Below are 25,007 nucleotides of genomic sequence, written 5' to 3'. Positions count from 1 at the left end.
AGATTTAACATTAAGTGCAATAAATTAACATTTGCTTAACACATTATGACAATTTTTTTGATAGAATAAGTTTGTAATAATAAAAGAATAAAATTATTTAATTTTAAAAACATTAAAGTTTTAAGGAGGAAGAAATATAGTGGAAATAGCAATAAACCTGATGGGGGGACTAGGTCTTTTTCTATACGGTATGAATTTGATGGCTGATGGCCTTCAAAAGTCAGCAGGAGAAAAACTAAAAAAGATAGTTGAACTTCTAACTAGTAATGTACTAATGGGGGTTATAGTTGGAGCTTTAGTTACAGCTATAATACAAAGTTCAAGTGCTACGACAGTTATGGTAGTTGGATTTGTTAATGCGGGTATAATGACACTACCTCAAGCAATAGGTGTAATAATGGGAGCCAATATAGGAACAACTATAACTGCTCAATTAGTATCACTAGATTTAGTTGGGTTAGCGCCAATGGCATTAGGCGTAGGTATAATACTTTACTTATTTAGTTCTAAGCCAAAGGTTAAAACAATAGCTGAAATATTTATAGGATTTGGTATATTATTTACAGGTATGGATTTTATGAAGGAAGCTGTTGCACCTTTAAAAGAGTTTTCAGGATTTACTAATGCATTAGTATCATTTGGACATAATCCGATACTTGGTATACTTCTTGGATTTGGTATAACTGCAATAGTTCAAAGTTCTAGTGCTTCAATGGGTATGTTACTTGCACTTGCATCTGAAGGAATATTACCATTATCATCTGCTTTACCAATATTATATGGTGAAAATATCGGGACTTGCGTTACTTCATTAATATCAAGTATAGGTGCTAGTAAGAACGCTAAAAGAGCTGCTACAATGCATTTAACATTTAATGTAATAGGGACATTGGTATTTATGTTATTACTAAGTAAGCCAATAACAATGGTAGTTACACACTTAGATCCAAATGATGTGAGTAGACAAATAGCTAATGCACATACTTTATTTAATATAACTAACGTTATACTACTATTACCTTTTTCTAAGTTAATAGTAAAACTTACTATGAAGTTAGTTCCAGAGAAAGAAGATGAAATAGAAGAGAGAAAAACTGTTAAATTCTTAGATGAAAGAATATTAGAAACACCATCTATAGCTTTATCAAATACTATTAAAGAGACTTTAAGAATGGGTGAAAAAGCTAAGAAAGCTCTGATTTGTTCAATGGAAGGTGTGCTTGAAATGTCAGATGCTAAAATAAAAAAGGCATTTAATGAAGAAATAAAGATAAATGAATTACAAAAAGCTATACTAAGTTTCTTACTAAAGCTATCTAAAACAACTTTAAATGATGATTCAAGAGAAGGTGTTGACTATCTATTCAATACTGTAAATGATATAGAAAGAATAGGAGATCATGCTGAAAATATAGCTGAATTATCAGAAATAATATTAACTAAAGAATTAAAATTATCTGATGAATGTAAAGGTGAGTTAACTGAAATATACAACAAAGTATTAAGCACATATACTTATGCACTTGAATCTTTAGAATCTAATAATGTGGATTTAGCATTAAGAGTTGTCAAAATGGAAGAACAAGTTGATATAATGGAAAAAGTATGTCGTCAAAATCATATGAAAAGATTAGATGAGAGTGTATGCACAATAGATAATGGAGTTGTTTATTTAGATATAGTAAGTAATTTAGAGAGAATATCTGACCATTCAGTAAATATAGCTCAACAAGTTATAAAAGCAAACAGTAATAAAGTAGCATAAGTCAAAAGAGTTATCTCAAGTATGAGATAACTCTTTTTTTATCTTATAAATGCAAGAGCTATAAGCATTACTCCTGATAACCAAGACAAATTAATATGGCTAATCTTATTAATATGACAACCTACTATACAACCAAATAGTAAAGATAAAAATCCAATAATTAAAGATAATAATAAAACTTCTGCATAATTAATATATCCTAAACTGCTTCCAAATCCAACTGCTAAACTATCTAAAGAAAGAGCTATTGCAAGATAAAAAGCTTCTTTAGGTGTAAGCATTTTAGATTTATCATAATCTGCTTTAGTTTCATCCGCATAAATTTCAAGTACAAACTTAAAATCAAATAATTTAAATGTTAGAGGAGCTTGATTATTATATATTTTATCTATATAGCTTTTAATTATACATTCAAATAATCTAAATATGCCAAGCCCTAATAACAATAAAAAGCTTAATAAGGATGCTATATTGGCTGATAGTAAATCTTTAAACAAAGATCCCAAAAATAAAGAAATACCTAAAGTAATTGTAGATACTAATGTTATTATAGATGCCGATTTAAAAGGAATTTTAATTTTATTTGTACCATAAGCAACACTAGCTACAAATGTATCTAATGAAAGTGATAGCACCAAGAGAAGAGATTGTAGCATTGGATGACACCCCCAAAATATTTAACTAATATTAAGATATTAATTAATTCGTATTTTGTTAACTATAAAATATTATAAATGTATAATTTATTTTGATTAAATTAAATAAGGTTGTAAATAGTTAGATTTTAGTGGTAAAATATAAATACTAAAATATTAAGAGGAGTTATATAAATGAAGTGCAATAAAAAAATAATATCATTAATTATAATATCATTAATGTCATTAGGTATTGTGGCTTGCGATAAAAATGATATACAAAAAGATCAAGAAAAGGCAGTATCTAATGTTGAAGAAAAATCAGACGAATCAATAAAAGAGATAGATAATATGCTATCTGAAATAAAAAACAAATATAAAGACTCTGTAGAAGAAATTGAAGATAAGGTTTCTATAGATAAGTCAAATAATACTAATCTAGATCAAAAGAAGATATCTAATTATACTAACAAAATATTGAGTTTAGATGATATGAAATTAAGAGACATAGAAAATAAACTTACATCAATTGATGAACTTGCTAACATAGGAGATGACAAATTAAAAACTTTGATAGGTAAATACAAAAATAATTTATCTGAAAATTTAGATGATTTTATAAAAGATATTAATTTAAGTAATTATTTAGATAAAGAAAAAGAATTACAAAGTGATATTAACTCTATACAATCTAAAATAGAAAATACTAAAGAAAACCTAACAAATGTAGCGAATGATAAAGTAAATAAAATTTCTGATAGCATAAGTAATATAATCAACTAATTTGATACAAATTATTTCATATAATATAAATTTAACAATATATGGTATAATACATATATAGTTTTTTATAATATATGGAGATGATAAAAATGCATAAAGAAATTACAAACCCAATGGCTGATATTTTTAAATATCTAGCAATATCTATACTATTTATGTTTATAGGGTTTGCATTTGGGCAAGCTTTTATTCCTATAAGTGTTGTTCAAGTAGCAAATTTAATATTACCATTTTTAATAATAGGTTTACTTATAATGGCAATATTATCTAAGAAAAGTATAATACCTAGAAGTTTTTCTATGAACTATGTTTACTTATTTACATTTATAGATGGTATACTTTTATATCCACTATTATCTTTTTACTTACAAAGTTTAGGAACATCTATAGTAATTAATGCTTTACTTGGAACTTGTATATTATTTGGTATACTAGCCTTTATATCTTATAGAAAGAAAGCTGGGCATTACCTAGGTATAGGATCTATATTATTTGCAGGTCTTATATCACTTTTACTTCTATGTATAATAAATATATTTATAGGTTCACAGACATTAAATATATTATATAGTGTTCTGGGTATATTAATATTCTCAGGATATATATTATATGATATAAGTCTAATAAAATATGACATAGAATCAGGAAACATAATAAGTAAGAATGATTTATCTATACATGTATTAAATCTTTATCTAGATTTTGTAAATATCTTACTAGATTTATTAAATTTAATATATGAATTCAAAGATTAATAAATAAAAAGACTAGATTATACTAATTAGTATAATCTAGTCTTTTTATTTATCCTTAAATCCTTATATATTTGCAATAATTTAATTCTAAATAACCTTCATATAATTATTAAATATAGGAATACTATTATTATATAACTCAGGAGGAAACTATGGGAAAATATAAATTAGACTATTTCGCTAAATATTATTTCTTTGAAGAAGAAGACTTTCTAAAAGAGGAAGAGGGAGAGTATATATTAAATAGAATAAAGGAAAGCAATAGATTTGATTATAAGGGATATTCTTATAAATATACTAAATATAATAATATATCTAAGGGTTGTACTCAAAAAAATGTAGATGTGGAAATTCCTAAGGAAAGTATAGATATAATATTAAACGGAGATAGAGTACACCTTGATTTAATATACAAATTTTACACAAAGAAATTAGAGGATCATATTAGAATAACTACTAGAATAAGTGAAAAAACAAAAGAGGTTTCTTGTCTTTTATATATAGATTATATTCAGGCTAATGATTTTATAAAGGAATTAGAAAACATTAAAAAATTACAAGAATATAATATGAAAAGCTAAAGTAAAAGCACCTATTCCAATGAATTGTAATAGGTGCTTTTACTTTTATATATTTTATATTGACAAATAAGATAAAAAACTATTGACAAAGTATTTTTATAGGAGTATATTGTAGTTAATAAATTATTAGCACTCAACTCAATAGAGTGCTAATAAGAAAATTCTAAATAAAATAAATAATTAAGATTTTACTGAAAATAATATATATTATGATAGTGGAGGGATACATATGGATATAGAAAGAATGACTGTAAGGGTACAAAAAGCTTTAAATGAAGCTTATAATATAGGTGTTAAAAACCATAATCAACAAATAGATGTTATACACTTATTAAGTGCATTAGTCAATCAAGAAGATGGACTTATACCTAATATATTAGAAAAAATGGGTGTATCAGTAGATTCAGTAAAAAATAGTATAGATATGGAACTGAGCAAATTACCTCAAATTCATGGAGAAGGTATAAGTTCACAAGGTGTTACAGCTACAAGAAGAATAAATGAAATTTTAATAAAAGCAGAAGAAATATCTAAAGAATTTAAAGATTCTTATATAAGTGTAGAACATGTAATGCTTGCTATGATAGATATGGAAGGTAATACACCAGTAGGAAAAGTATTAAGACAATACAATATAAATAAAAGTAATTTCTTAGAAGTACTATCACAAGTTCGTGGAAGTCAAAGAGTAGAAACTCAAGATCCTGAAGGCACTTATGAAGCACTAACTAGATATGGAACTAATTTAGTAGATTTAGCTAAGAAAAATAAATTAGATCCAGTTATAGGTCGTGACGAAGAAATAAGAAGAGTTATAAGAATATTATCAAGAAGAACTAAAAATAATCCAGTACTTATAGGTGAACCTGGTGTTGGTAAAACTGCAATAGTTGAAGGATTAGCAGAAAGAATAGTTCGTGGAGATGTACCAGAAGGACTTAAGGATAAAGTTATTTATGCACTAGATATGGGTTCATTAATAGCAGGTGCAAAATATAGAGGGGAATTTGAAGAAAGATTAAAAGCAGTACTTAAAGAAGTTCAATCTTCAGAAGGAAAAATAATACTATTTATAGATGAGATACACACAATAGTAGGTGCTGGTAAAACTGATGGAGCAATGGATGCTGGTAACCTAATAAAACCAATGTTAGCTCGTGGAGAACTTAATTGTATAGGTGCTACTACATTTGATGAATATAGACAATATATAGAAAAAGATAAAGCACTTGAAAGACGTTTCCAACCAGTTATAGCAGAGGAACCAAGTGTATCAGATACTATATCTATACTTCGTGGGCTTAAAGAAAGATTTGAAATACATCATGGTATAAGAATACATGATAACGCAATAGTAGCTGCTGCTAAATTATCAGATAGATATATACAAGATAGATACCTTCCTGATAAAGCAATAGACTTAATAGATGAAGCTGGTGCTATGATTAGAAGTGAGATAGATTCTTTACCAACAGAACTAGACACTGTAAGAAGAAGAATATTTACGCTTGAAACTGAAAAAGAAGCACTTCTTAAGGAAAATGATGAAAAAAGTAAAAATAGATTAGAAAATCTAGGAAAAGAGTTAGCAGAGTTAAAATCTAAGAATGATGAAATGACTGCTAAATATGAAAATGAGAAAAAACAAATACTTGATATAAGAAATTTAAAAGAGGAATTAGATAAGGCTAAAGGCGATGTTGAAAGATATGAAAGAGAATATGACTTTAACAAAGCAGCAGAATTAAAATATGGTATAATACCAAAGTTAGAAGAACAAATACAAAATCATGAAGAAAAAATGGCATCAAGTTATGAAAATGCATTATTAAAAGAAGAAGTAACAGAAAATGAAATATCTCAAATAGTAGCTAAATGGACTGGCATACCTGTAACTAAATTAGTAGAAGGTGAAAGAGAAAAGCTTCTTAAGTTAGAAGATGATCTTCACAAAAGAGTTATAGGACAAGATGAAGCAGTAACAGCAGTATCTAATGCAGTAATAAGAGCTCGTGCAGGACTTAAAGATGAGAAAAAACCAATAGGTTCATTCATATTCTTAGGGCCAACAGGAGTTGGTAAAACAGAGCTTGCTAAAACTTTAGCTAACAACTTATTTGATAGTGAAGACAACATTATAAGAATAGATATGAGTGAGTACATGGAAAAACATGCAGTATCTAGACTTATAGGACCTCCTCCAGGTTATGTAGGATATGAAGAAGGAGGTCAATTAACAGAAGCTGTTAGAAGACACCCATACTCTGTAATACTATTTGATGAAATAGAAAAAGCACATGAAGATGTATTTAATATATTCCTTCAGATATTAGATGATGGTAGACTTACTGATAATAAAGGTAAAACAGTAGACTTTAAAAATACACTTATAATAATGACATCAAACATAGGTAGTCATCATCTATTAGAAGCTGGTGAAAACATAGATGAATTTACAAAAGATATGGTTATGAATGAAATGAAACATAGATTTAAGCCAGAATTCTTAAATAGAGTTGATGATATAATAATGTTTAAGCCACTTAGTTTAGAAGGAATCAAAAAAATAATAGATATATTTGTAGATGCATTAAGAAAAAGACTTAGTGAAAAAAATATAGATATAAAAATAACTGATGGTGCTAAAGAAGTTATGGCAAAAGAAGGGTACGATCCAGTATATGGTGCTAGACCACTTAAGAGATATATATCAAATACATTAGAAACAAAAATAGCTAGAAAAATAATCTCTGGAGAAGTTTATAGCGGATGTACTGTAGTTATAGATGCCGATGGAGAAAATATAGAGGTATCTACTAAAAACTAGTTAAATAAAATTGAAACCGCAAAAATAAAAGACTTAATAAGTTATAACTTATTAAGTCTTTTATTTTTATGTAAATGATAGTTTTAACCAATAGTTAAAAAATTTAATCAGAAGTTAATTATACGTCCATTGTTAACATACAAAACTTAATTTATACTATAAATATAACACATAAAAGGAGTAAATTAATGGAGAAAATAAAAATAGGGGAAAATATTAAGTTATTAAGAAGAAAGAAAAATATTACTCAAGAACAATTAGCAAGTATTATTGGAGTATCAATACCAGCAGTATCTAAGTGGGAAAAGGGTGTAAGTTTTCCGGATATAACATATCTTCCTGTACTAGCAAATTACTTTGAAGTAAGTATTGATGATTTGTTAAATTATAGAAAAGAACTTGATGAAAATGATATCGCAAAAATAATTAAAGAGTGTGAAGAATTAATATCTATAAATTCAATAGAAGAGTCTATTAAACTATGTGAAAGTTATATGAAAAATTATCCATCTAATTACAAACTTAAATTTAAACTAACTCATATTTATTCTCTTGCTATGATAAAAGAAACAGATTTAAATAAAGAAGATATAACAAATAGAATAATAGAAATTTTAGAAGATATAGTAGATAATACAAATGATATAGAGTTAAAAGAATATTCTCTTATGCAATTAAGCAGTAACTATATGATAGTAGATAAAAATGATAAGGCTGAAGAAGTTTTAAAAAAAATATACAAACCAAATTGCAATCCAGATGTAATGCTACCTCTTATATATATGCAACAGGATAAAATAAATGAAGCAAGAAAACTTATGCAACAAAATTTAAATACTTCAATTGGAGAAGCTATAACGTCTTGCATGGGACTAGCCATTTCTTACTATAGTTACAAAGATGATATGGACGAGAATAGTATAGATTACTCTAAAGCTAGTATGTATTATCAATTAGCTATCGATATTGACAAGTTAGTATATGATGGAAATCAAATGGGTTCATTTTTAAATTCAAACTTAGCATATATTAATTTAAAAAAAGGAGATATAAAAGCTTCATTAATGTACTTAAATAGATTGGTAGATAGTTTAGAATATTTGGGTACAGATATACCTAGGCAACTTAATCAAATAGCATACTTTGACAATCTTGATGATATAAAGAAAGAGGAGTCAGTAAATGTAGATGTACTACAAATACTAATAGATTCACTAAATACAACATTTATCAATTTAAAAGGAAATAAAGAGTTTGAAGATATAATATCTAGAATAGTAAATTTAAGAAAATTAGTTAATAAAGATAATAAATAATATAATATTTATTGTATACAAGTTAATATTAAATGCCTTTGAAAAGAAAGTAAATTATAACTAATAAGTAATAATGGTACATAGGAGGAATAAATGGAAAATATTAATTTAAACATCAATATCCTAGAATTTATATTTGGTTTTATAGCTCTATTATTAATCCTTTTCTCTATAGAACTATACTTTAAGATAAAGAAAGATAAGACAATAAAAAAAGATATATTAAAAAAATATGGTAAAGAATTAGATATAGAAGATATTAACTATAAAATGGATAGTGTCTCTAGTTACTTTAAAAATATTAATGAAAAAGAATTTATAGATGATATAACATGGAATGATTTAAGCATGGATGACATATACAAAAAAATAAATAATACTCAAAGTACATCAGGAAGAGAAGTTTTATATAATATTCTAAGAATACCTTTATACGAAAAAGAAGAACTTATAAAAAGAGACAACTTAATAGAATATTTTATGAAAAATCCAGATAAAAGATTTGAAGTACAATATATATTAGCAAAATTAGGAATAAGCAATGATTTATATACTACAAATTGTTTAATTAATAAAAGTGATAATAGCAAAAGTAGGTTACTAAGGTATACTATATTATCATACATACCAATAATAAGCTTAACACTAATATTTTTTAATAGGTATTTTATACTACTTTTAATAGCATCTGCTACATACAATGTATTTATAAGTCAAAGAAATGAAAGATACAATTATAATGTAGACGGTTTTACATATATGATATCTTTAATAAATGCAACTAAAAAAATAACAAATTTAAATATAAATGAAATAAATGATAACTTAAAAGATATATCAAGAAACTTAGATAATATTAAACATATTAGAAAAAAATCGCTAGGCGCAGATAGTAATGCAATGATGGATGATATGAAAATATTTAGTGAATATATGAACTTAATATTTTTAAAAGAGCTTAAGAGATATGAAAAAGTCAAAAGTACTGTTATAAAAAATGCAGATGACTTTAAAGCTATATATGATTATGTAGGGACTATAGATGCTCTTATAGCAATTGCGTCATTTAGAGATAGTCTAGATTATTATTCTAAACCAAATCTTGAAATTAGCACAAGTAAATACAATAACCATATAAATTTTGTTGATATATATCATCCACTTATAAAAAAACCTGTATCTAACTCTGCTAACTTTGATAAAAATGTGTTAATCACAGGTTCAAACGCGTCAGGAAAATCAACTTTTATAAAGACTATAGCAATAAATGCAATACTTGCTCAAACTATATATACAACTACTTCAAGGGAGTACAACTCATCATATTTTAACATATATACATCAATGGCTTTAAAGGACGATATATTTAGCAATGAAAGTTATTATATAGTAGAAATAAAATCTCTAAAGAGGATAATAGACAACTCTAAGAAAGATATACCATGCTTATGCTTTGTAGATGAAATATTAAGAGGAACTAATACCATAGAGCGTATAGCTTCTTCTTGTGAAGTACTATCAGCTCTTTATAAAAGTAACACTTTGTGCTTTGCGGCAACTCACGATATAGAACTTACTCATATACTTGAAGATAAATTTGAAAATTGTCACTTTGAAGAAACTATAACAAATAAAGATATAAAATTTGACTATAAATTGCATAAGGGAAGATCAGAAACCAGAAATGCTATAAGACTTCTTGAATTTATGGGCTATGATAAAAATATTGTAATTAAAGCAGATGAAAAAGCTAAGAACTTTTTATTAAGTGGAAAGTGGTAAATAATATTATAGTTATACACGAAAAAATAAACATAGCAAAGCTATAACTTTGCTATGTTATTTAATTTGTCAAAATCTAATATACTAATTTTACCTCTACTTGAAATAAGTATACCTTTATTCTTAAAATCAGTAAGTATACGACTTACAACCTCCCTACTAGTTCCAAGCTCCTGTGCTATTTTTTCCTGAGTTAAATATAAGTACTTGCTGCTATTATCTTTTTGAGAAATTAATAATAAATATTTTGCTATTCTAATATCTACACTTTCAAAAGCTAATTCCTCTAATACTTTTAATACATTGTTAAATTTAGTATAAAGATTTTCAAATATATACTTTTGAAATTCTAATGTATTATAAATATACTTATTAAATATAGAACTTGGTATAAAAGTAATAACTGTTGGTTCTATAACTTCTGCAAATGCTGGAAAATGTTTATTAGTTAGCATACAAGACATAGAAAGATAACAAGTATCACCCTTCTCTAATTTATAAAGTGTCACCTCTCTACCTTTATCCGATAATTTATACACTCTTATAGATCCGCTTATTATAAGAGAGAAACCTAAGCAAGAAGAGCTTTCATATATTAATGTATAATCACTATCAAATTCTCTAATTATTAAAGAATTTTTTATAATTGATTTAGTTTCTTCATCTAATGTATTTAAAAATGGATATATATATATTAATTCATTCCAATGATTCATTAAATACCTCCAAGTAAATTTACTCATATTAAAAATATATCAAATTTATATATAATATACTACTATAAGTTAATTATACTTAATCTTAATACAGATAAAAAATAGTTTTTAGTGCATAAAGTAAATATTAAGATAGATTAATATTAGTTTGATAATTCCTGTAAAAAACAAAATTCAATTATTAAAATTATATTTTAAGTTATCATATATGAAAAAAATATTCTCATAAAAAACAAAATAAGGAGATAATTGTAGATAGAAGCACTTATATTTTGATTATGGCATTTTTAGTAGGCGTTAAACTTATATATGAGATAATACTTTAATAATATAACAAAATTAAATTACTATATTTAATACATATTTGTATTATTATAAACTTTTGCAAAATAAAAGGTGCCTAAATTTATTTGAATTTAGGCACCCTTTACTTTAATGATAGTCCTTATCTATTATTATTTTACATTTATAATGAGGATGTATTTTTTTAACTTCATCTTTTATATATTTTATTATTTCGTCATCAGATGTATCTTTATCATGGGAAGTTACCACATCAAATACTAAAGTTTTTACATCATCATTACCAATAATTCTAAAATCATGCATAGATTTAATATCTTTATGTTTTTTTAATATCTCATTAAGCTCATTTCTTGTTTTAACTATTTCACTATCTTTCATACATATAGGATCCATGTGAATAACTAAATGGATATTAAGTTCCTTAGATATATCATATTCGGCATTATCTATAATATTATGTATGGTCATAATATCTATAGTAGCAGGAATTTCAACATGTACAGATGCTATACGTCTTCCAACACCATAGTTATGAATTATTAAGTCGTGTACTCCTGATATATAATCGTAAGATAATAATTTTTCATTTATAGCTTTAACTAAATGTGGATCTGGAGCTTCTCCAAGTAAAGGACTTATAGTTTCCTTGACTAACGTAAATCCTGCATAGATTATAGCTAGAGAAACTAAAACACCTATATAACCATCTATCGGAAAAGATATATACTTTGATGCTAGATAAGATAATACAACACAACTTGAAGTAAATACATCACCAAGTGCATCTGCTGCAGATGCTTTAAGTGCAGATGAGTCAATTTTTTGCCCAATATACTTATTAAATCTACTTAGCCAAAGTTTTATTGCAATTGATATAATTAATAATATAAATGGTACAAATTCAAATACTACAACTTCTGGGTTTAGTATTCTTTGTATAGAAGTTTTCGTAAAGCTTACACCAACAAACATAACCATAAATGCAACTATTAAGGCTGATATATACTCTATTCGTCCATGCCCAAAGGGATGCTCTTTATCTGGAGGCATACTAGCTAACTTAAATCCTACTATAGTTATAATAGAAGATGCCATATCAGAGAAATTGTTAAAAGCATCAGCTGTTATTGCTATACTAGCTGTTATAAATCCTACTGAAAATTTAATTATAAACAGTAGTAAATTTAAAACTATACCAACAATCCCAGCTAAGTAACCATATCTATTCCTAACACTTTCATTATTAATATCCTCACTATTTTTAATGAAAGATTTAACTAAAAAATTAGAAATCATAAAATACTCCTTCCTTAATCTAATTCTTAATATAATTGTTTGCAAATTACAATTATATAGTCTAATGTAATATTGATTAGTAAATGGTAAATAGCTACAATAATTTATTCCCAAAATTTACAGTAATAATCATATATTCATAATTATACATAATAACTCTCTATTTATAAACCAAATATTAATATATAAATTATTAATTTAGTATAATTAAAAATAAATCAATATTGTAAACTATTTATCGGTTTTTATTAAATAGTATGTACTTTTTAATGAATTTGATAAAAAATATATTGACCCTTTTGTTACACAAGAGTTTATAATTTTAAAAGAAAGAAAGTGAAAAGGAGTGATATTATGATAAGTGAGTTTTTAAAATATGCAATCCCTTCTGCCTTCGCTATGCTTGTATCGGCATTATACACTATAATAGATGGAATTTTTGTTGGGCAAGGTGTAGGAGATAACGCGTTAGCAGCAGTCAATATAGTACTGCCATTTACAGTAATGTTAGTTGGTATAGCTAATATGATGGCTGTAGGGGGAGGAGCTTTAATCTCTAAAAATATAGGAGCTAAAAATATTGAAAAAGCAGTAAATATATTTAGACAGGTATGTAAATTCTTACTTATAGTAACTGTATTTATAAGTTTAGTATGTGTTATATTTGCAAAGCCTATAGTAAAAATGCTAGGAGCGACGGAAGCTCTTGAAACATTGGCAGTTGACTATTTAAAATACTATGCAATATTTTGTATTCCTAACCTAGTAGGATTAGCACTTAACAGTTTCGTAAGAAATGACGGAAAACCAAAATTAGCAATGTATTCCATAATAGCAGGTGCTATAACTAATATAATATTAGATTATGTATTCATATTCCCATTTGGACTTGGAATAAAAGGTGCAGCTATAGCAACAGGACTTGGACAGATAGTAACAGTAGCTATAATGCTTCCTCATTTTATACAGAAAAAAGGTTGTTTAACTTTTGGGAAAGTAAAAATAGAAAAAGAAGTTATAAGTGATTTATTAAAGATAGGGTTTCCTTCTTTCTTATCTCAAATAAGTTTCTCTTTTATAGTGCTTGTTCATAATTTGACATTAGTAAATGTTATGGGAGAAATAGGAGTATCGGCATATAGTATATTAAATTATATTGGAACTAATATATATATGGTACTATTTGGATTGACATTAGGAGCACAACCTCTTATTAGTTATAACTTTGGGAGAAAAGATAAAGATAAGGTGTTAAAATATTACAAAATTAATTCTATGGCATCTATAGTTACAACAGCTGTATTTGTAGTAATATGTTATGTATTTGGAAAACAAATAATAGGAATTTTTACAAATGATAAACAAATATTAGAAATAGCATATTTTGCTGTTAAGCTAGGAACTTTAAGTTATTTCATGGTTGGGTTAAATATAGGAACAATAGTGTTTTACCAAGCTATAGAAATGCCAAAGTTATCTACTTTAATATGTTTATTTAGATCTGTTATATTCTTACCGATATCTTTATTTGTACTATCTAAAGTATTCGGTGCAGATGGTATATGGGCAGGTACATTAGTATCTGAATCATTAACATTTATAGCAATAAACTTAATAGCTAATATAAAAACTTCAACAACTAAATCAATAAATAAACTTGTAGAAACTGCACAGTAAAAAGTAAAGCTATGAACAATAGAGTAAAATCTTTATTGTTCATAGCTTTTTATTATTTTTGTAAATTAAAAATGTATAGTTTATTTTAATGTTAATTTTATTTTTGAAACTGTTCTTTTATTAGATTTATTTTATAAAAGCATGTTATCTCTTTAAGTATATGGTCATTTAGCATATACTATAAAAAGATATAAATTTAGAGGTGATTAAATGGAAAAATACTTTTCAATAGGAGAAATGGCTAAATTAAATAATATATCCATAGAAACATTAAGACATTACGATCGATATAATTTATTAAACCCAGATTATATAAATGAAAAAACAGGATATAGATATTATTCTATAAAAAGTTTTATGAAGCTTGATATTATAAAAAAATGTAAAGCAATAGGTCTATCCTTAGATGAAATAAAGGATGTAATGAATGACTATGATTCATTAGGATCTATACTAAAAACACTTGAAAAACAAAAGGATCTTGTAAACAAAAAGCTACATGAGTTAAATACTATAAAGGAAAGTATAGAACACCTTGAAAATGATATAAAAGACTCGCTTGCTATTGGACTTAATAATGTATTCATAAAATATAATGAAGAAAGAAAAATGATAAAATATAATTACTCTGGAAGGTATACAGAAGAATTTGAAATGAATCTTAGAAAAAGTCTAGTAGAAATAGAAGAAATGTATAATACATTTAATTATCAAATAGTTTTTTCAACATCTTACAATGACTTAATAAATAAAGATAAATTAACTTATACAAGAACTATGATAAAAACAGAAGATGTATTAAATACAGATGAGAGAATAATAATCCTACCTAAAGGAAACTACCTTACAATGTATTTTGATGATACCTTTTATGATATTAAAAAATACTATAATTTAATAATAAACTATATAAAGGAAAAAAATGTAAAAGTTATTGGAGATTTCCATGAAATATATATAATAACAAGAGCAAATAGTAGTGGTGAAATAAAAGCACTAGCACAAATAGAGATACTTATTGAAAATAATATTTAGGGAATAGTTAAAAGGATATATCTTTTTAATAAATTATATTTATGGTATAATAAAAATTTAGTAAAAGATAAAAATAACTATATACAACATAGGAGGCAACAGATGGCTAATACATTTTATATAGTAAGACATGGACAAACCAATTGGAACATATTAGGTAAAACGCAAGGGCATGGAAACTCTGATTTAACAGCTAAGGGAGAAGAACAAGCAATTTGTCTTGGTGAAGCTTTAAAAGAGTACCCAATAGATTACATATACAGTAGTGATTTAGGAAGGGCGCTACAAACTGCTAATCTTATAGGAGAAAAAATAGGTGTTAAGGTAAAAGAAACACCTGCACTTAGAGAAATGGGATTTGGTGTTTGGGAAGGTCTTTTAATAGATGAAATTAAAAAAGATTATTTAGAAACTTATAATACTTGGAGAAATGAACCTCATCTAGTAAATATAGAAGGTGGAGAAACTCTTCATTTAATAAAGGATAGATTAGAAGTATTTATAAAAGAATTAAATGAGAAATATAATGACAAACATATATTATTAGTCAGTCATTCTGTAACTGTTAGAGTATTACTATTATCATTTTTAAACTCAGGTATGGAAAATATATACAGAATAAAGCAAGATAATACGGCTTTAAACATAGTAGAATATAGAGATTATGGCCCAGTAATAATAAAAATGAATGATACTAATCATATAAAAAACAATGAAAAGATAAACAACTCTGCATTAGAATAGGAGATATTTATGTCAAAAGTAATAGTAGTTGGTGGTGGTCCATCAGGTATGATGGCAGCTATTACAGCTTCAAAAAATAATAATGAAGTTATACTTATAGAAAGAAATGAAGAATTAGGAAAAAAGCTTAGAGTCACGGGCGGAGGAAGATGTAATCTTACTAATTATAGAGATATAGAAGATTTCTTTGATAAGATAGTAACTAACAAAAAATTTTTATATAGTAGTTTTTATACATTTACTAATCATAGCTTATTGGGGTATTTTAAAAGTAATGGATTAGAATATATAATAGAAGATTTTAATGATCATAAGGTATATACTAAATCAGGTAGATCAGAAGAAGTTATAGATATCCTAAAAAATGACTTAAAAGATAACAGTGTTAAAGTTATATATAATAAACAAGTTATAGATATAATAGTAGAAAATGATGCAGTTTCTGGTGTAATACTTAATGATGGTCAAAATATAAAGGGAGATAAGGTTATAATATCAACTGGAGGGAAAAGCTACCCTCATACAGGTTCGGATGGATCAATGTATGATATATTAGTTAAACATAATCACACATTGAAAAAAATATATCCAGCACTTACTCCACTTACTATAAAGGAGCATTGGATAAAAAATTTACAAGGTGTATCTATACAAAATGTAGAAATATCTTGTAAGATAAGAAATAAAAAGATATATCAAGTGGGAGATATATTATTTGCACACTTTGGCCTAACAGGTCCTTGTGTACTTAAACTATCTTCTTATATAAATAAATATGTAGAAGATAACTTAATAGAACTTAACATAGACTTCTTGCCAAATACTAGTTCAGATGAAATATCTAAAATAATAAGAGAGAATCCTAATAAAAATATAATAAATAATTTAAGAAGATTACTTCCACAAAACTTTTTAAAAGAAGTGCTTAAGATTCTTAATTTAACTGATAAAAAAGCAAATGAATTAACAAAAACAGATGAAGAGAAAATAATAAGCTATATAAAATCTATGAAACTTACTTGTAATGGTACTAAAGGAATAAAAACATCGCAAGTAACAAGTGGTGGAATATCAGTTAAAGAGATAAACTCTTCAACTATGGAATCAAAAATAATAAAAAATTTATATCTTACAGGGGAATTAATAGATATAGATGCAGAAACAGGGGGCTATAATTTACAAATAGCCTTTTCAACGGGATATTTAGCGGGAATAAGTGTATAGGTGATTAATATGAAAACATTAGCGATAAGAGGTGCAACAACGGTTGTTTCTAATACTAAAGCAGATATACTTGATGAAACTGCAAAGTTAGTACAAACTATAATAATAGAAAATGCATTAGATATTGATGATATAATAAGTATGTGTTTTACAATGACAAATGACTTAGATAAAGTATATCCATCAGTAGCAGTTAGGGATATATTAGATATAACAGATATTCCTATGCTTAACTTTGAAGAAAAATATATAGATGGAAGTCTTAAAATGTGCATAAGAATTATGATGCATGTAAATACAGACAAATCTAAAAAAGATATAAAACATATATATTTAAACAATGCTAAAGACTTAAGAAAAGATCTAATAACAAATATATACAAATAAATTTTATTAGATAATAGATAAAAAGTTAGGAGAAACAATTATGAGAAATTTAGTAATAGCAGTAGATGGTCCTGCAGGAGCAGGTAAAAGTACAATAGCTAAAATAATAGCAAATAGGTTAAATATAAACTATATAGATACAGGTGCAATGTACAGAGCAATAACTTACAAGTGTTTAAAAAATAATATAGATATAAATAACGAAGAAGAAGTAGTTAAGCTAGCCAAGGACACAGATATAGATTTTAGAGATAATAATATATATATAGATGGAAATATATTAAAAGAAGAAATAAGAACTATGGAAGTTAGTAATAATGTGTCTAATGTAGCTAAAATAAAAGAAGTTAGATATTTAATGGTAGATGTTCAAAGAGAAATAGGAAAAAGAAATTCTGTTATATTAGATGGAAGAGATATAGGTTCATATGTATTCCCTAATGCAGATTATAAATTCTATCTAGTAGCAACTCCAGAAGAAAGAGGTCAAAGACGTTTCAAGGAATTAAAAGAAAAAGGATATGAAACAACTCTTGAAGAAATAATTAAAGATATAATTAAGAGAGATGAAATAGATTCAAATCGAGAATTTGCGCCACTTGTTAAGGCTGATGATGCTATAGAAATAGATACAACTGGAAAAACTATAGATGATGTTGTTGAAAGTGTAATATCTAAAATAAATTTATAATAAGTTTAGTTTTGAAGGGAGATAGATGTGAGTTTTTATAATTTTGCAACAAAAGTTCTTTTAATGTTTTCAAAAACATTTTATAAATTTGAAGTAATAGGAAAAGAGAATATTCCAAATGAAGGAAATATAATAATAGCTTGTAATCATAAATCAAACTTAGATCCTATATTTATAGCATCAGCAATACAAAATAGAGAAATAGCAGCTATTGCTAAGAAGGAATTATTTAAATCAAAACCGCTGGCATTTATTTTAAATAAATTAAATGTTATACCGATAAATAGAGATAAGCCTGACGTGTCAACCATAAAAAATATTTTAAGATCTATAAAAGATGGGTATATATTAGGTATATTCCCAGAAGGAACAAGAGTTAAAGAACCAGGATTTGGACAGGCCAAAGGTGGGCTTACAGTATTTGCCGTAAAAGGAAAGGCTGATGTTGTTCCTATATCTATAATAAGTAATTATAAGTTTTTTAATAGAGTTACAGTATATATAGATAAGCCTATATCATTTAAAGAATACTATGGTAAAAAGCTTACTACTGAGGATAATGAAAGATTAGCTCAAAATGTATTAGAAGTTATTAAAGAAAATTATTATATACATTCAAAATAATTATTTTAATATAGGGAGAATGATATGAACGTAAAAATAGCTAAAGAAGCAGGATTTTGTTTTGGTGTAAAAAGAGCTATGAAAATGGCTTGGAATGAATTAGAAAAAAATAGTGGTGGCATATATGCACTAGGTCCACTTATACATAATAAACAAGCAGTTAAAAAGTATGAAAATAAAGGACTTTTAACTATTGATGATATAAACTCTGTTCCAAATTCAAAACATATGATAATAAGATCTCATGGAGTAAGTGAAGATGTATATATAGAAGCGAGAGAAAAAGATATAAGCATAATAGATACAACTTGCCCGTTTGTAAAAAAGATTCATAGAAAAGCTAAATCTTACTATGATAAAGGGTATCAGATAATAGTTATAGGAGACTATAAACATCCAGAAGTCATCGGTATAAATGGATGGTGTAAAAATAATGCTATAATAATAAAAACACTAGATTATGCAAAAAATTTAGAATTTGATAAAACTAAGAAACATTGTGTAGTAGCTCAAACTACAATAAATATAGAATTATATAAAGAGATAACAGATTACTTAGAATCTATTTTAGATAATGTAGTATTAAATAATACTATATGCTCAGCTACAAAAGTAAGACAAGAAGCTGCTAGAGAATTATCAAATGAAGTAGATTGTGTAGTTGTAATAGGTGGAAAACATAGTTCAAACACTCAAAAACTAGTTAATATATGCAAAGAGTATGTAGATACATATGCAATAGAAACAAAGGAAGAATTAGATATAGATACATTAAAAAAATATGAAAATATTGGAATAACAGCTGGTGCATCAACACCAGATTGGATAATAGAAGATGTTGTTACATTTATAAAATCATTATAAGAAGTAAATTACTACTCAAAGCTTAGATTAAATATCTAAGCTTTTTATTTGTATAAAAATAATAATATGGATTTAATGCTTATAATATAGTAAACTAAAACAAAAAAGTAACATACAATTGTTAATTATAGAATAATTTATATAAGTAATAGTTATTTAAATAACGATATTTATAATAATATATAGATAACTATAGCTAAATAAGATAATACTAATATTAATAATTATGTTTTTTTATATAAAGCTTTGGGTATATATATAGTATGTTAAAAATATATCAATATGGAGGTATAAATAATGAAAGTTATAGTTGTAGGATGCACTCATGCAGGAACAGCTGCAGTTATTAATATAAAAGAAAAATATCCAGAAAGTGAAATAGTAGTATATGAAAAAAATGATAATATATCATTTTTATCATGTGGTATAGCATTAAGTATTTCAAAAGTTGTAACTGAGCCAGAAAAGCTTTTTTATAACTCTCCTAAAGGTTTAGAAGATTTAGGAATCAAAGCAAATATGAAACATAAAGTTTTAGATATAGATTTTATTAATAAAAAAGTTAAGGTAAAAAACTTAATGGATAATGAAATATTAGAGGACACTTACGATAAGTTAATATTAACACTAGGCTCATGGCCAATAGTCCCTAGATTTGAAGGAGGAGAGTTAGAAAATATAGTATTATGCAAAAACTACGACCATGCAAAAACTATAATAAATAAAAGTAAAGATGCAAAAAATGTAGTTGTAATAGGTGCGGGTTATATAGGTGTAGAACTAGCTGAAGCCTTCAAAATTCAAGGCAAAAATACTATATTAATAGATGCAGAAGATAGGATAATGTCTAAATATTTAGATTCTGAATTTACAGATATAGCAGAAAAAACTTTTACAGAAAAAGGTGTAAGGTTAGAGCTAGGTCAAAAGGTCGAAAAATTTGAAGGTAAAGATGGTAAGGTAAGTAAGGTTATAACAAATAAAAGCAAATTTGAAGCAGACTTAGTTGTACTTTGTATTGGGTTTAAACCTAATACTCACTTACTTAAAGATAAAATAGATATGTTACCTAATGGAGCTATAATGATAGATGAGTATATGAGAACAAGTGCTAAAGATGTTTTTGCAGCAGGAGATTGTTGCGTAGTTAAATATAATCCAGCTAAAGATACTAGATATATACCACTTGCTACGAATGCAGTTAGAATGGGAACTTTAATAGCTAAAAACTTAGTTGAACCAAAATTAAAATATCTCGGAACACAAGGAACTTCAGGAATAAAGATATATGATTTATCAATAGCATCAACCGGACTTACAGAAGAAATGGCAAATAAAACAACTAAATTTAATGTAGGCTCAGTGATAGTTAAAGATAATTATAGACCTGAATTTATGCCAACATTTGAGGAAGTAATCTTAAAATTGGTATTTGATAAAGATAATCATAAAATTTTAGGTGGCCAAATTATATCTAAAGTAGATTTAACTCAATTTATGAACACATTATCTGTAGTTATACAAAATGAAATGACTTTGGAAGAATTGGCTGTAACAGACTTTTTCTTCCAACCTCACTTTAATAAACCTTGGAGTTTGTTAAATATAGCTGCACTTGAAGCTATAAAATAGAAATTAGAATAAGTATTATAAAAATATAATAGTATATAATATATAAAAAGACATGAATTAAACTTCATGTCTTTTTATATATTTAGAAGAAAAATTCAAGGATGGTATATAAATGAACTTAAAATCCATAAAACTTAAATTATTTAATATAGGCAAAACTATAACTAATAGCTATATAAAAGATAATAATATAAAGGGGAAAATTATTAGATATGGTAATAATAAAAGACAATATTATAAGGTATACACTCCTTATAGCAGTAATTTAAAGTCAACTATATTTTTTATACATGGTGGAGGTTGGTGGCATGGAAATCCATCACTTTATAGTGGTGTAGGGAAATTTTTTTATAAATTAGGATATCAAACTGTATTATGTGGATATAGGCTAGTTCCTTTTCATAGATATCCAACTCAGATAGATGATGTATTTAAAGCTTTAAAACACTATATAGAATGTAATAAAGAAATAAATAGTATAGTAATTGCAGGATATTCGGCAGGTGGAGAATTAGCTTCTCGTTTAGTGTTCGACCATGATAGACAGTTAAAATATAATATTAATAAAGATTTATTAAAGGGTTTTATATCATTGTCTGGAGTGCTTGATTTTTCAAAATGTACTTCTATATACTCTAAAATATTGGTGAACAATTATGTATATAAAAGTAATATTAAAAAAGCAAATCCTATAAGCCTTTTAAACAAAGAAGTTAATTTACCTATACTGTGTATTCATGGAGAAAGTGATTCTTTAATTAATGTTAATACTTCTATATCTTTTATTAAAAAAGTAAATAATCTAGATGAAAATACTATACTTAAAACAATAAAAAGAGCAGAACACGAAGATACAATAGATATAGTAAGAGGAGATGGAAATAAATATTCTGAATATATATTAAGATTTATAAAGGAAATAGATGATATAAAGAAAATAGATATATAGATACATTTTTATGAATAATGATTATAGTAAGTGTTTTAAAAGTAAAGGAGTAACCATGAATAAAATTGAAAATAATTACTACATAGATAATATAAAGTTTGTACTCATATTCTTTGTAGTATTTGGTCATCTAATAGAACGATATATGGAAGGAAATTATATTTTAATGGGTATATATATATTTATATATACTTTTCATATGCCTTTATTTATATTTATATCAGGGCTACTTTCGAAAAATATAAACAAAAGCAGAAAGTTTCTTTTAAGAAAGTTACTTATACCGTATATTGTATTAAATATAATTTGGTATTCCTTGGCATATCTATATACAAAGGAAACTTACATACCAGTTATATATCCGGGATGGACCTTATGGTTTTTATTAAGCCTATTTTTTTGGAGGATATCTCTTAAATATTTAATAAAGATTAAATATATACTTCCTATAAGTTTTATACTTGGTATTTTTATTGGGCTTGTTCCTAATGGTTCAATGTTATCTTTTTCAAGAACAATAGTATATTTGCCCTTTTTCTTATTAGGATATTATACTAATATAAATACATTAAATAAGTTATATAATAGTATAAATATATGGATTAGCATTTTTGGAATAAGTATGTTTATAGCATTAGCTTTATTTATATCCGAAAATAATATTATAAGCTATAGCTTTTTATATGGTTCATACTCTTATTTAGAACTTGGAATGAATATATTTAAGGGTAGTGTATATAGGGTTATTTTATATTTATGTAGTATAATACTTTCTACATTTATATTAACTGTGATACCTAATAAAAAGACCTTTTACACTTCAATGGGAAAGTCGACTATGTATGTGTATGTTTACCATATATACGTAATATTAATAATATTTTATTTAGTACCTGCTTGGAATAAAAATATTTTGACTATGTGGATTATACTTGCAAGCCCTATATTTGTAACATATATATTATCTAAAAAAGTTTTTGCAAGAGTATACGATAAATTCTTTAATAGCATATTTAAGTTAATAAAGTAACAAATACACTCATAAAAGCAACAGCTTAAAGCTGTAGCTTTTTATTTTTGATATCCTTATATTATAGTTTCTTTATATAAATTATAGATGTTAAAGGTATATACAAGTCGTAATTCTTATTGGATGCTTTATCTATATGTTTTCTATTTAAAACAACTTCTATAGGAGTTACTCTTATGATTTCACCGTATAGTTTTTCTTTAGATAGATATGAGTATATTTCAACATATTCATTTAAAAAATCTAAAGCATATTCATACATAGTGTCAACTCCTTAAAATATATTTACTATAAATATATTAAATATATAAACAGATTGTTACATATATTATGAAATTATTTATTAATTTATATAGCTAATAAATTATCATATCTAAGTAAAAGGATTAAAAGTGACTTATGTAGAATAAGAAATAATCTTAAAATAAATCTATTGAAAAACTACGATAAAATATATGGGTATAAATGTAAACTTAGATAAAATCAGTATTAAAACTGGTGCAACAGCAATACTTCCTCATGAGAGCAATATATTTAAAGAAAAACTGTTGACTTAATCTTATTTAATAAATAATTTTGGAAAGAGTAGAGGGTTCATGCAAGTAGAAAAACTTGGAATCATTGAAACACTAATAATACTTACAAATACTTTAAGTGTAGTAACTTGAATTATAGCTTTAGTAAAATATATGATAAAGCAAAATGAAGATTTGAATAATTATTTAGATATAAAATAATAATACAAAAGCTACATTAATTTACATATTTATATGTTAATATATACTTATATACAGCAAGGGAGATGATAATATGAAATGGATTAAACCTATAAAAGAATATAAGCCATTTAATGAACAAGAAAGTAAAGATAAGGAAATAATACTAAAAGCTATAAATGATTTTGACGATGTGTTAACTAGAAATAATGAAATAGCTCATCTAACATCTTCTACATTTGTAGTAAATAAATCACGTGATAAAGTTTTAATGGTACATCACAATATCTATAATACTTGGTCATGGATGGGAGGACATAATGATGGAGATGATGACTTTTTAAGGGTGGCTATAAAAGAACTAGAAGAAGAAACAGGTGTTAAAAATCCAAGGATAATAGGAAATGATATATTTTCTATAGACATATTAGAAGTTAAAAGCCACATCAAAAGAGGAAAATATGTAGCCCCTCATCTTCATTTATCTATAGCATATTTAGTGGAAGCTGATGAAAATGAAGAATTAATAGTTAAAGAAGATGAAAATAGTGGGGTTATGTGGATACCTATAAATAAATTAGATAAATACGTAAAAAATGAGCCTCATATGTTAAGACTATACAATAAATTTATAGATAAAATGAATACCAAATGATAAAGAGGATGAAATTT

Annotated in this window: 24 protein-coding genes; 20 read left to right on the top strand and 4 right to left on the bottom strand. The window is 25.7% G+C overall.

Annotation, left to right across the window (positions count from 1 at the left end):
- The first annotated feature begins 139 nt into the window (after nucleotides 1-139).
- Nucleotides 140-1,765 (top strand): Na/Pi cotransporter family protein, encoded by a 1,626-nt coding sequence (locus I2H23_RS04290; protein WP_092925788.1) that lies wholly within the window; start codon nucleotides 140-142, stop codon nucleotides 1,763-1,765.
- Nucleotides 1,766-1,803: 38 nt separating this feature from the next.
- On the opposite strand, the gene ytaF is transcribed toward I2H23_RS04290, so the two are convergent.
- Nucleotides 1,804-2,421, bottom strand: a complete 618-nt coding sequence (gene ytaF, locus I2H23_RS04285) for a sporulation membrane protein YtaF (RefSeq protein WP_092925790.1) — start codon at nucleotides 2,419-2,421, stop codon at nucleotides 1,804-1,806.
- A 174-nt stretch (nucleotides 2,422-2,595) separates the two neighbouring features.
- Here ytaF and I2H23_RS04280 point away from each other — a divergent pair, with 174 nt between their 5' ends.
- The 6 genes from I2H23_RS04280 to I2H23_RS04255 all read left to right on the top strand — a co-directional run bounded on the left by I2H23_RS04280 (nucleotide 2,596) and on the right by I2H23_RS04255 (nucleotide 10,444).
- The gene (locus I2H23_RS04280; RefSeq protein ID WP_092925792.1) at nucleotides 2,596-3,183 is read left to right on the top strand and encodes a hypothetical protein; all 588 of its coding nucleotides are present in this window, start codon (nucleotides 2,596-2,598) and stop codon (nucleotides 3,181-3,183) included.
- Nucleotides 3,184-3,272: 89 nt separating this feature from the next.
- Nucleotides 3,273-3,938 carry a Bax inhibitor-1/YccA family protein gene (locus I2H23_RS04275; RefSeq protein WP_092925794.1) on the top strand — a complete coding sequence of 222 codons (666 nt, stop codon included), beginning with the start codon at nucleotides 3,273-3,275 and terminating at the stop codon, nucleotides 3,936-3,938.
- 152 nt (nucleotides 3,939-4,090) lie between these two features.
- Nucleotides 4,091-4,519 (top strand): hypothetical protein, encoded by a 429-nt coding sequence (locus I2H23_RS04270; protein WP_092925796.1) that lies wholly within the window; start codon nucleotides 4,091-4,093, stop codon nucleotides 4,517-4,519.
- Between the two features lie 229 nt (nucleotides 4,520-4,748).
- Nucleotides 4,749-7,346, top strand: coding sequence for an ATP-dependent chaperone ClpB (clpB, locus tag I2H23_RS04265; protein ID WP_092925798.1), 2,598 nt, complete (start codon nucleotides 4,749-4,751; stop codon nucleotides 7,344-7,346).
- Nucleotides 7,347-7,534: 188 nt separating this feature from the next.
- Complete coding sequence (locus I2H23_RS04260; RefSeq protein WP_195581118.1) at nucleotides 7,535-8,662, top strand: helix-turn-helix domain-containing protein; 1,128 nt, start codon at nucleotides 7,535-7,537, stop codon at nucleotides 8,660-8,662.
- A gap of 93 nt (nucleotides 8,663-8,755) precedes the next feature.
- Nucleotides 8,756-10,444 (top strand): MutS-related protein, encoded by a 1,689-nt coding sequence (locus I2H23_RS04255; protein WP_195581117.1) that lies wholly within the window; start codon nucleotides 8,756-8,758, stop codon nucleotides 10,442-10,444.
- Between the two features lie 41 nt (nucleotides 10,445-10,485).
- On the opposite strand, the gene I2H23_RS04250 is transcribed toward I2H23_RS04255, so the two are convergent.
- The gene (locus tag I2H23_RS04250) at nucleotides 10,486-11,160 is read right to left on the bottom strand and encodes a Crp/Fnr family transcriptional regulator (protein WP_176698678.1); all 675 of its coding nucleotides are present in this window, start codon (nucleotides 11,158-11,160) and stop codon (nucleotides 10,486-10,488) included.
- A 432-nt stretch (nucleotides 11,161-11,592) separates the two neighbouring features.
- A complete protein-coding gene (locus tag I2H23_RS04245; protein WP_092925806.1) occupies nucleotides 11,593-12,762 on the bottom strand; it encodes a cation diffusion facilitator family transporter in 1,170 nt (389 codons plus the stop codon).
- A 354-nt stretch (nucleotides 12,763-13,116) separates the two neighbouring features.
- Between I2H23_RS04245 and I2H23_RS04240 the strand changes: the two genes are divergently transcribed.
- The 11 genes from I2H23_RS04240 (at nucleotide 13,117) to I2H23_RS04190 (ending at nucleotide 23,619) form a co-directional block, all read left to right on the top strand.
- Nucleotides 13,117-14,439 (top strand): MATE family efflux transporter, encoded by a 1,323-nt coding sequence (locus I2H23_RS04240; RefSeq protein WP_092925808.1) that lies wholly within the window; start codon nucleotides 13,117-13,119, stop codon nucleotides 14,437-14,439.
- Between the two features lie 210 nt (nucleotides 14,440-14,649).
- A complete protein-coding gene (locus tag I2H23_RS04235; protein ID WP_092925810.1) occupies nucleotides 14,650-15,474 on the top strand; it encodes a MerR family transcriptional regulator in 825 nt (274 codons plus the stop codon).
- Nucleotides 15,475-15,576: 102 nt separating this feature from the next.
- Nucleotides 15,577-16,218: a histidine phosphatase family protein gene (locus I2H23_RS04230; RefSeq protein ID WP_092925812.1), complete on the top strand. Its 642-nt coding sequence runs from the start codon at nucleotides 15,577-15,579 to the stop codon at nucleotides 16,216-16,218.
- 9 nt (nucleotides 16,219-16,227) lie between these two features.
- Nucleotides 16,228-17,442, top strand: coding sequence for an NAD(P)/FAD-dependent oxidoreductase (locus tag I2H23_RS04225; RefSeq protein ID WP_092925813.1), 1,215 nt, complete (start codon nucleotides 16,228-16,230; stop codon nucleotides 17,440-17,442).
- Nucleotides 17,443-17,451: 9 nt separating this feature from the next.
- Nucleotides 17,452-17,829, top strand: coding sequence for a chorismate mutase (gene aroH, locus I2H23_RS04220; RefSeq protein WP_092925815.1), 378 nt, complete (start codon nucleotides 17,452-17,454; stop codon nucleotides 17,827-17,829).
- A 40-nt stretch (nucleotides 17,830-17,869) separates the two neighbouring features.
- Nucleotides 17,870-18,520 (top strand): (d)CMP kinase, encoded by a 651-nt coding sequence (gene cmk, locus I2H23_RS04215; RefSeq protein ID WP_092925817.1) that lies wholly within the window; start codon nucleotides 17,870-17,872, stop codon nucleotides 18,518-18,520.
- 27 nt (nucleotides 18,521-18,547) lie between these two features.
- Nucleotides 18,548-19,144, top strand: a complete 597-nt coding sequence (locus I2H23_RS04210; RefSeq protein WP_240275826.1) for a lysophospholipid acyltransferase family protein — start codon at nucleotides 18,548-18,550, stop codon at nucleotides 19,142-19,144.
- 24 nt (nucleotides 19,145-19,168) lie between these two features.
- Nucleotides 19,169-20,008, top strand: a complete 840-nt coding sequence (locus I2H23_RS04205; protein WP_195581116.1) for a 4-hydroxy-3-methylbut-2-enyl diphosphate reductase — start codon at nucleotides 19,169-19,171, stop codon at nucleotides 20,006-20,008.
- Nucleotides 20,009-20,305: 297 nt separating this feature from the next.
- Nucleotides 20,306-21,640 carry an FAD-dependent oxidoreductase gene (locus I2H23_RS04200; protein WP_092925821.1) on the top strand — a complete coding sequence of 445 codons (1,335 nt, stop codon included), beginning with the start codon at nucleotides 20,306-20,308 and terminating at the stop codon, nucleotides 21,638-21,640.
- A 112-nt stretch (nucleotides 21,641-21,752) separates the two neighbouring features.
- Nucleotides 21,753-22,589, top strand: coding sequence for an alpha/beta hydrolase (locus I2H23_RS04195; RefSeq protein ID WP_092925823.1), 837 nt, complete (start codon nucleotides 21,753-21,755; stop codon nucleotides 22,587-22,589).
- A gap of 55 nt (nucleotides 22,590-22,644) precedes the next feature.
- Nucleotides 22,645-23,619 carry an acyltransferase family protein gene (locus I2H23_RS04190; protein WP_176698679.1) on the top strand — a complete coding sequence of 325 codons (975 nt, stop codon included), beginning with the start codon at nucleotides 22,645-22,647 and terminating at the stop codon, nucleotides 23,617-23,619.
- A 61-nt stretch (nucleotides 23,620-23,680) separates the two neighbouring features.
- Here I2H23_RS04190 and I2H23_RS04185 read toward each other — a convergent pair whose 3' ends face one another.
- The gene (locus tag I2H23_RS04185) at nucleotides 23,681-23,881 is read right to left on the bottom strand and encodes a hypothetical protein (RefSeq protein WP_092925827.1); all 201 of its coding nucleotides are present in this window, start codon (nucleotides 23,879-23,881) and stop codon (nucleotides 23,681-23,683) included.
- A 304-nt stretch (nucleotides 23,882-24,185) separates the two neighbouring features.
- On the opposite strand from I2H23_RS04185, the gene I2H23_RS15700 reads away from it, so the two are divergent.
- Nucleotides 24,186-24,287, top strand: coding sequence for a P1 family peptidase (locus tag I2H23_RS15700; RefSeq protein ID WP_202819474.1), 102 nt, complete (start codon nucleotides 24,186-24,188; stop codon nucleotides 24,285-24,287).
- A gap of 142 nt (nucleotides 24,288-24,429) precedes the next feature.
- A complete protein-coding gene (locus tag I2H23_RS04175) occupies nucleotides 24,430-24,990 on the top strand; it encodes an NUDIX hydrolase (protein WP_092925829.1) in 561 nt (186 codons plus the stop codon).
- Nucleotides 24,991-25,007: the final 17 nt, after the last annotated feature.

It is taken from the genome of Romboutsia sp. BSD2780061687b_171204_C1 (assembly GCF_015560225.1).
Taxonomy (GTDB): Bacteria; Bacillota; Clostridia; order Peptostreptococcales; family Peptostreptococcaceae; genus Romboutsia_C; species Romboutsia_C hominis.
Note: the sequence above shows the minus strand (reverse complement) of the source record. Positions and strands in the feature narration are given on the sequence as shown.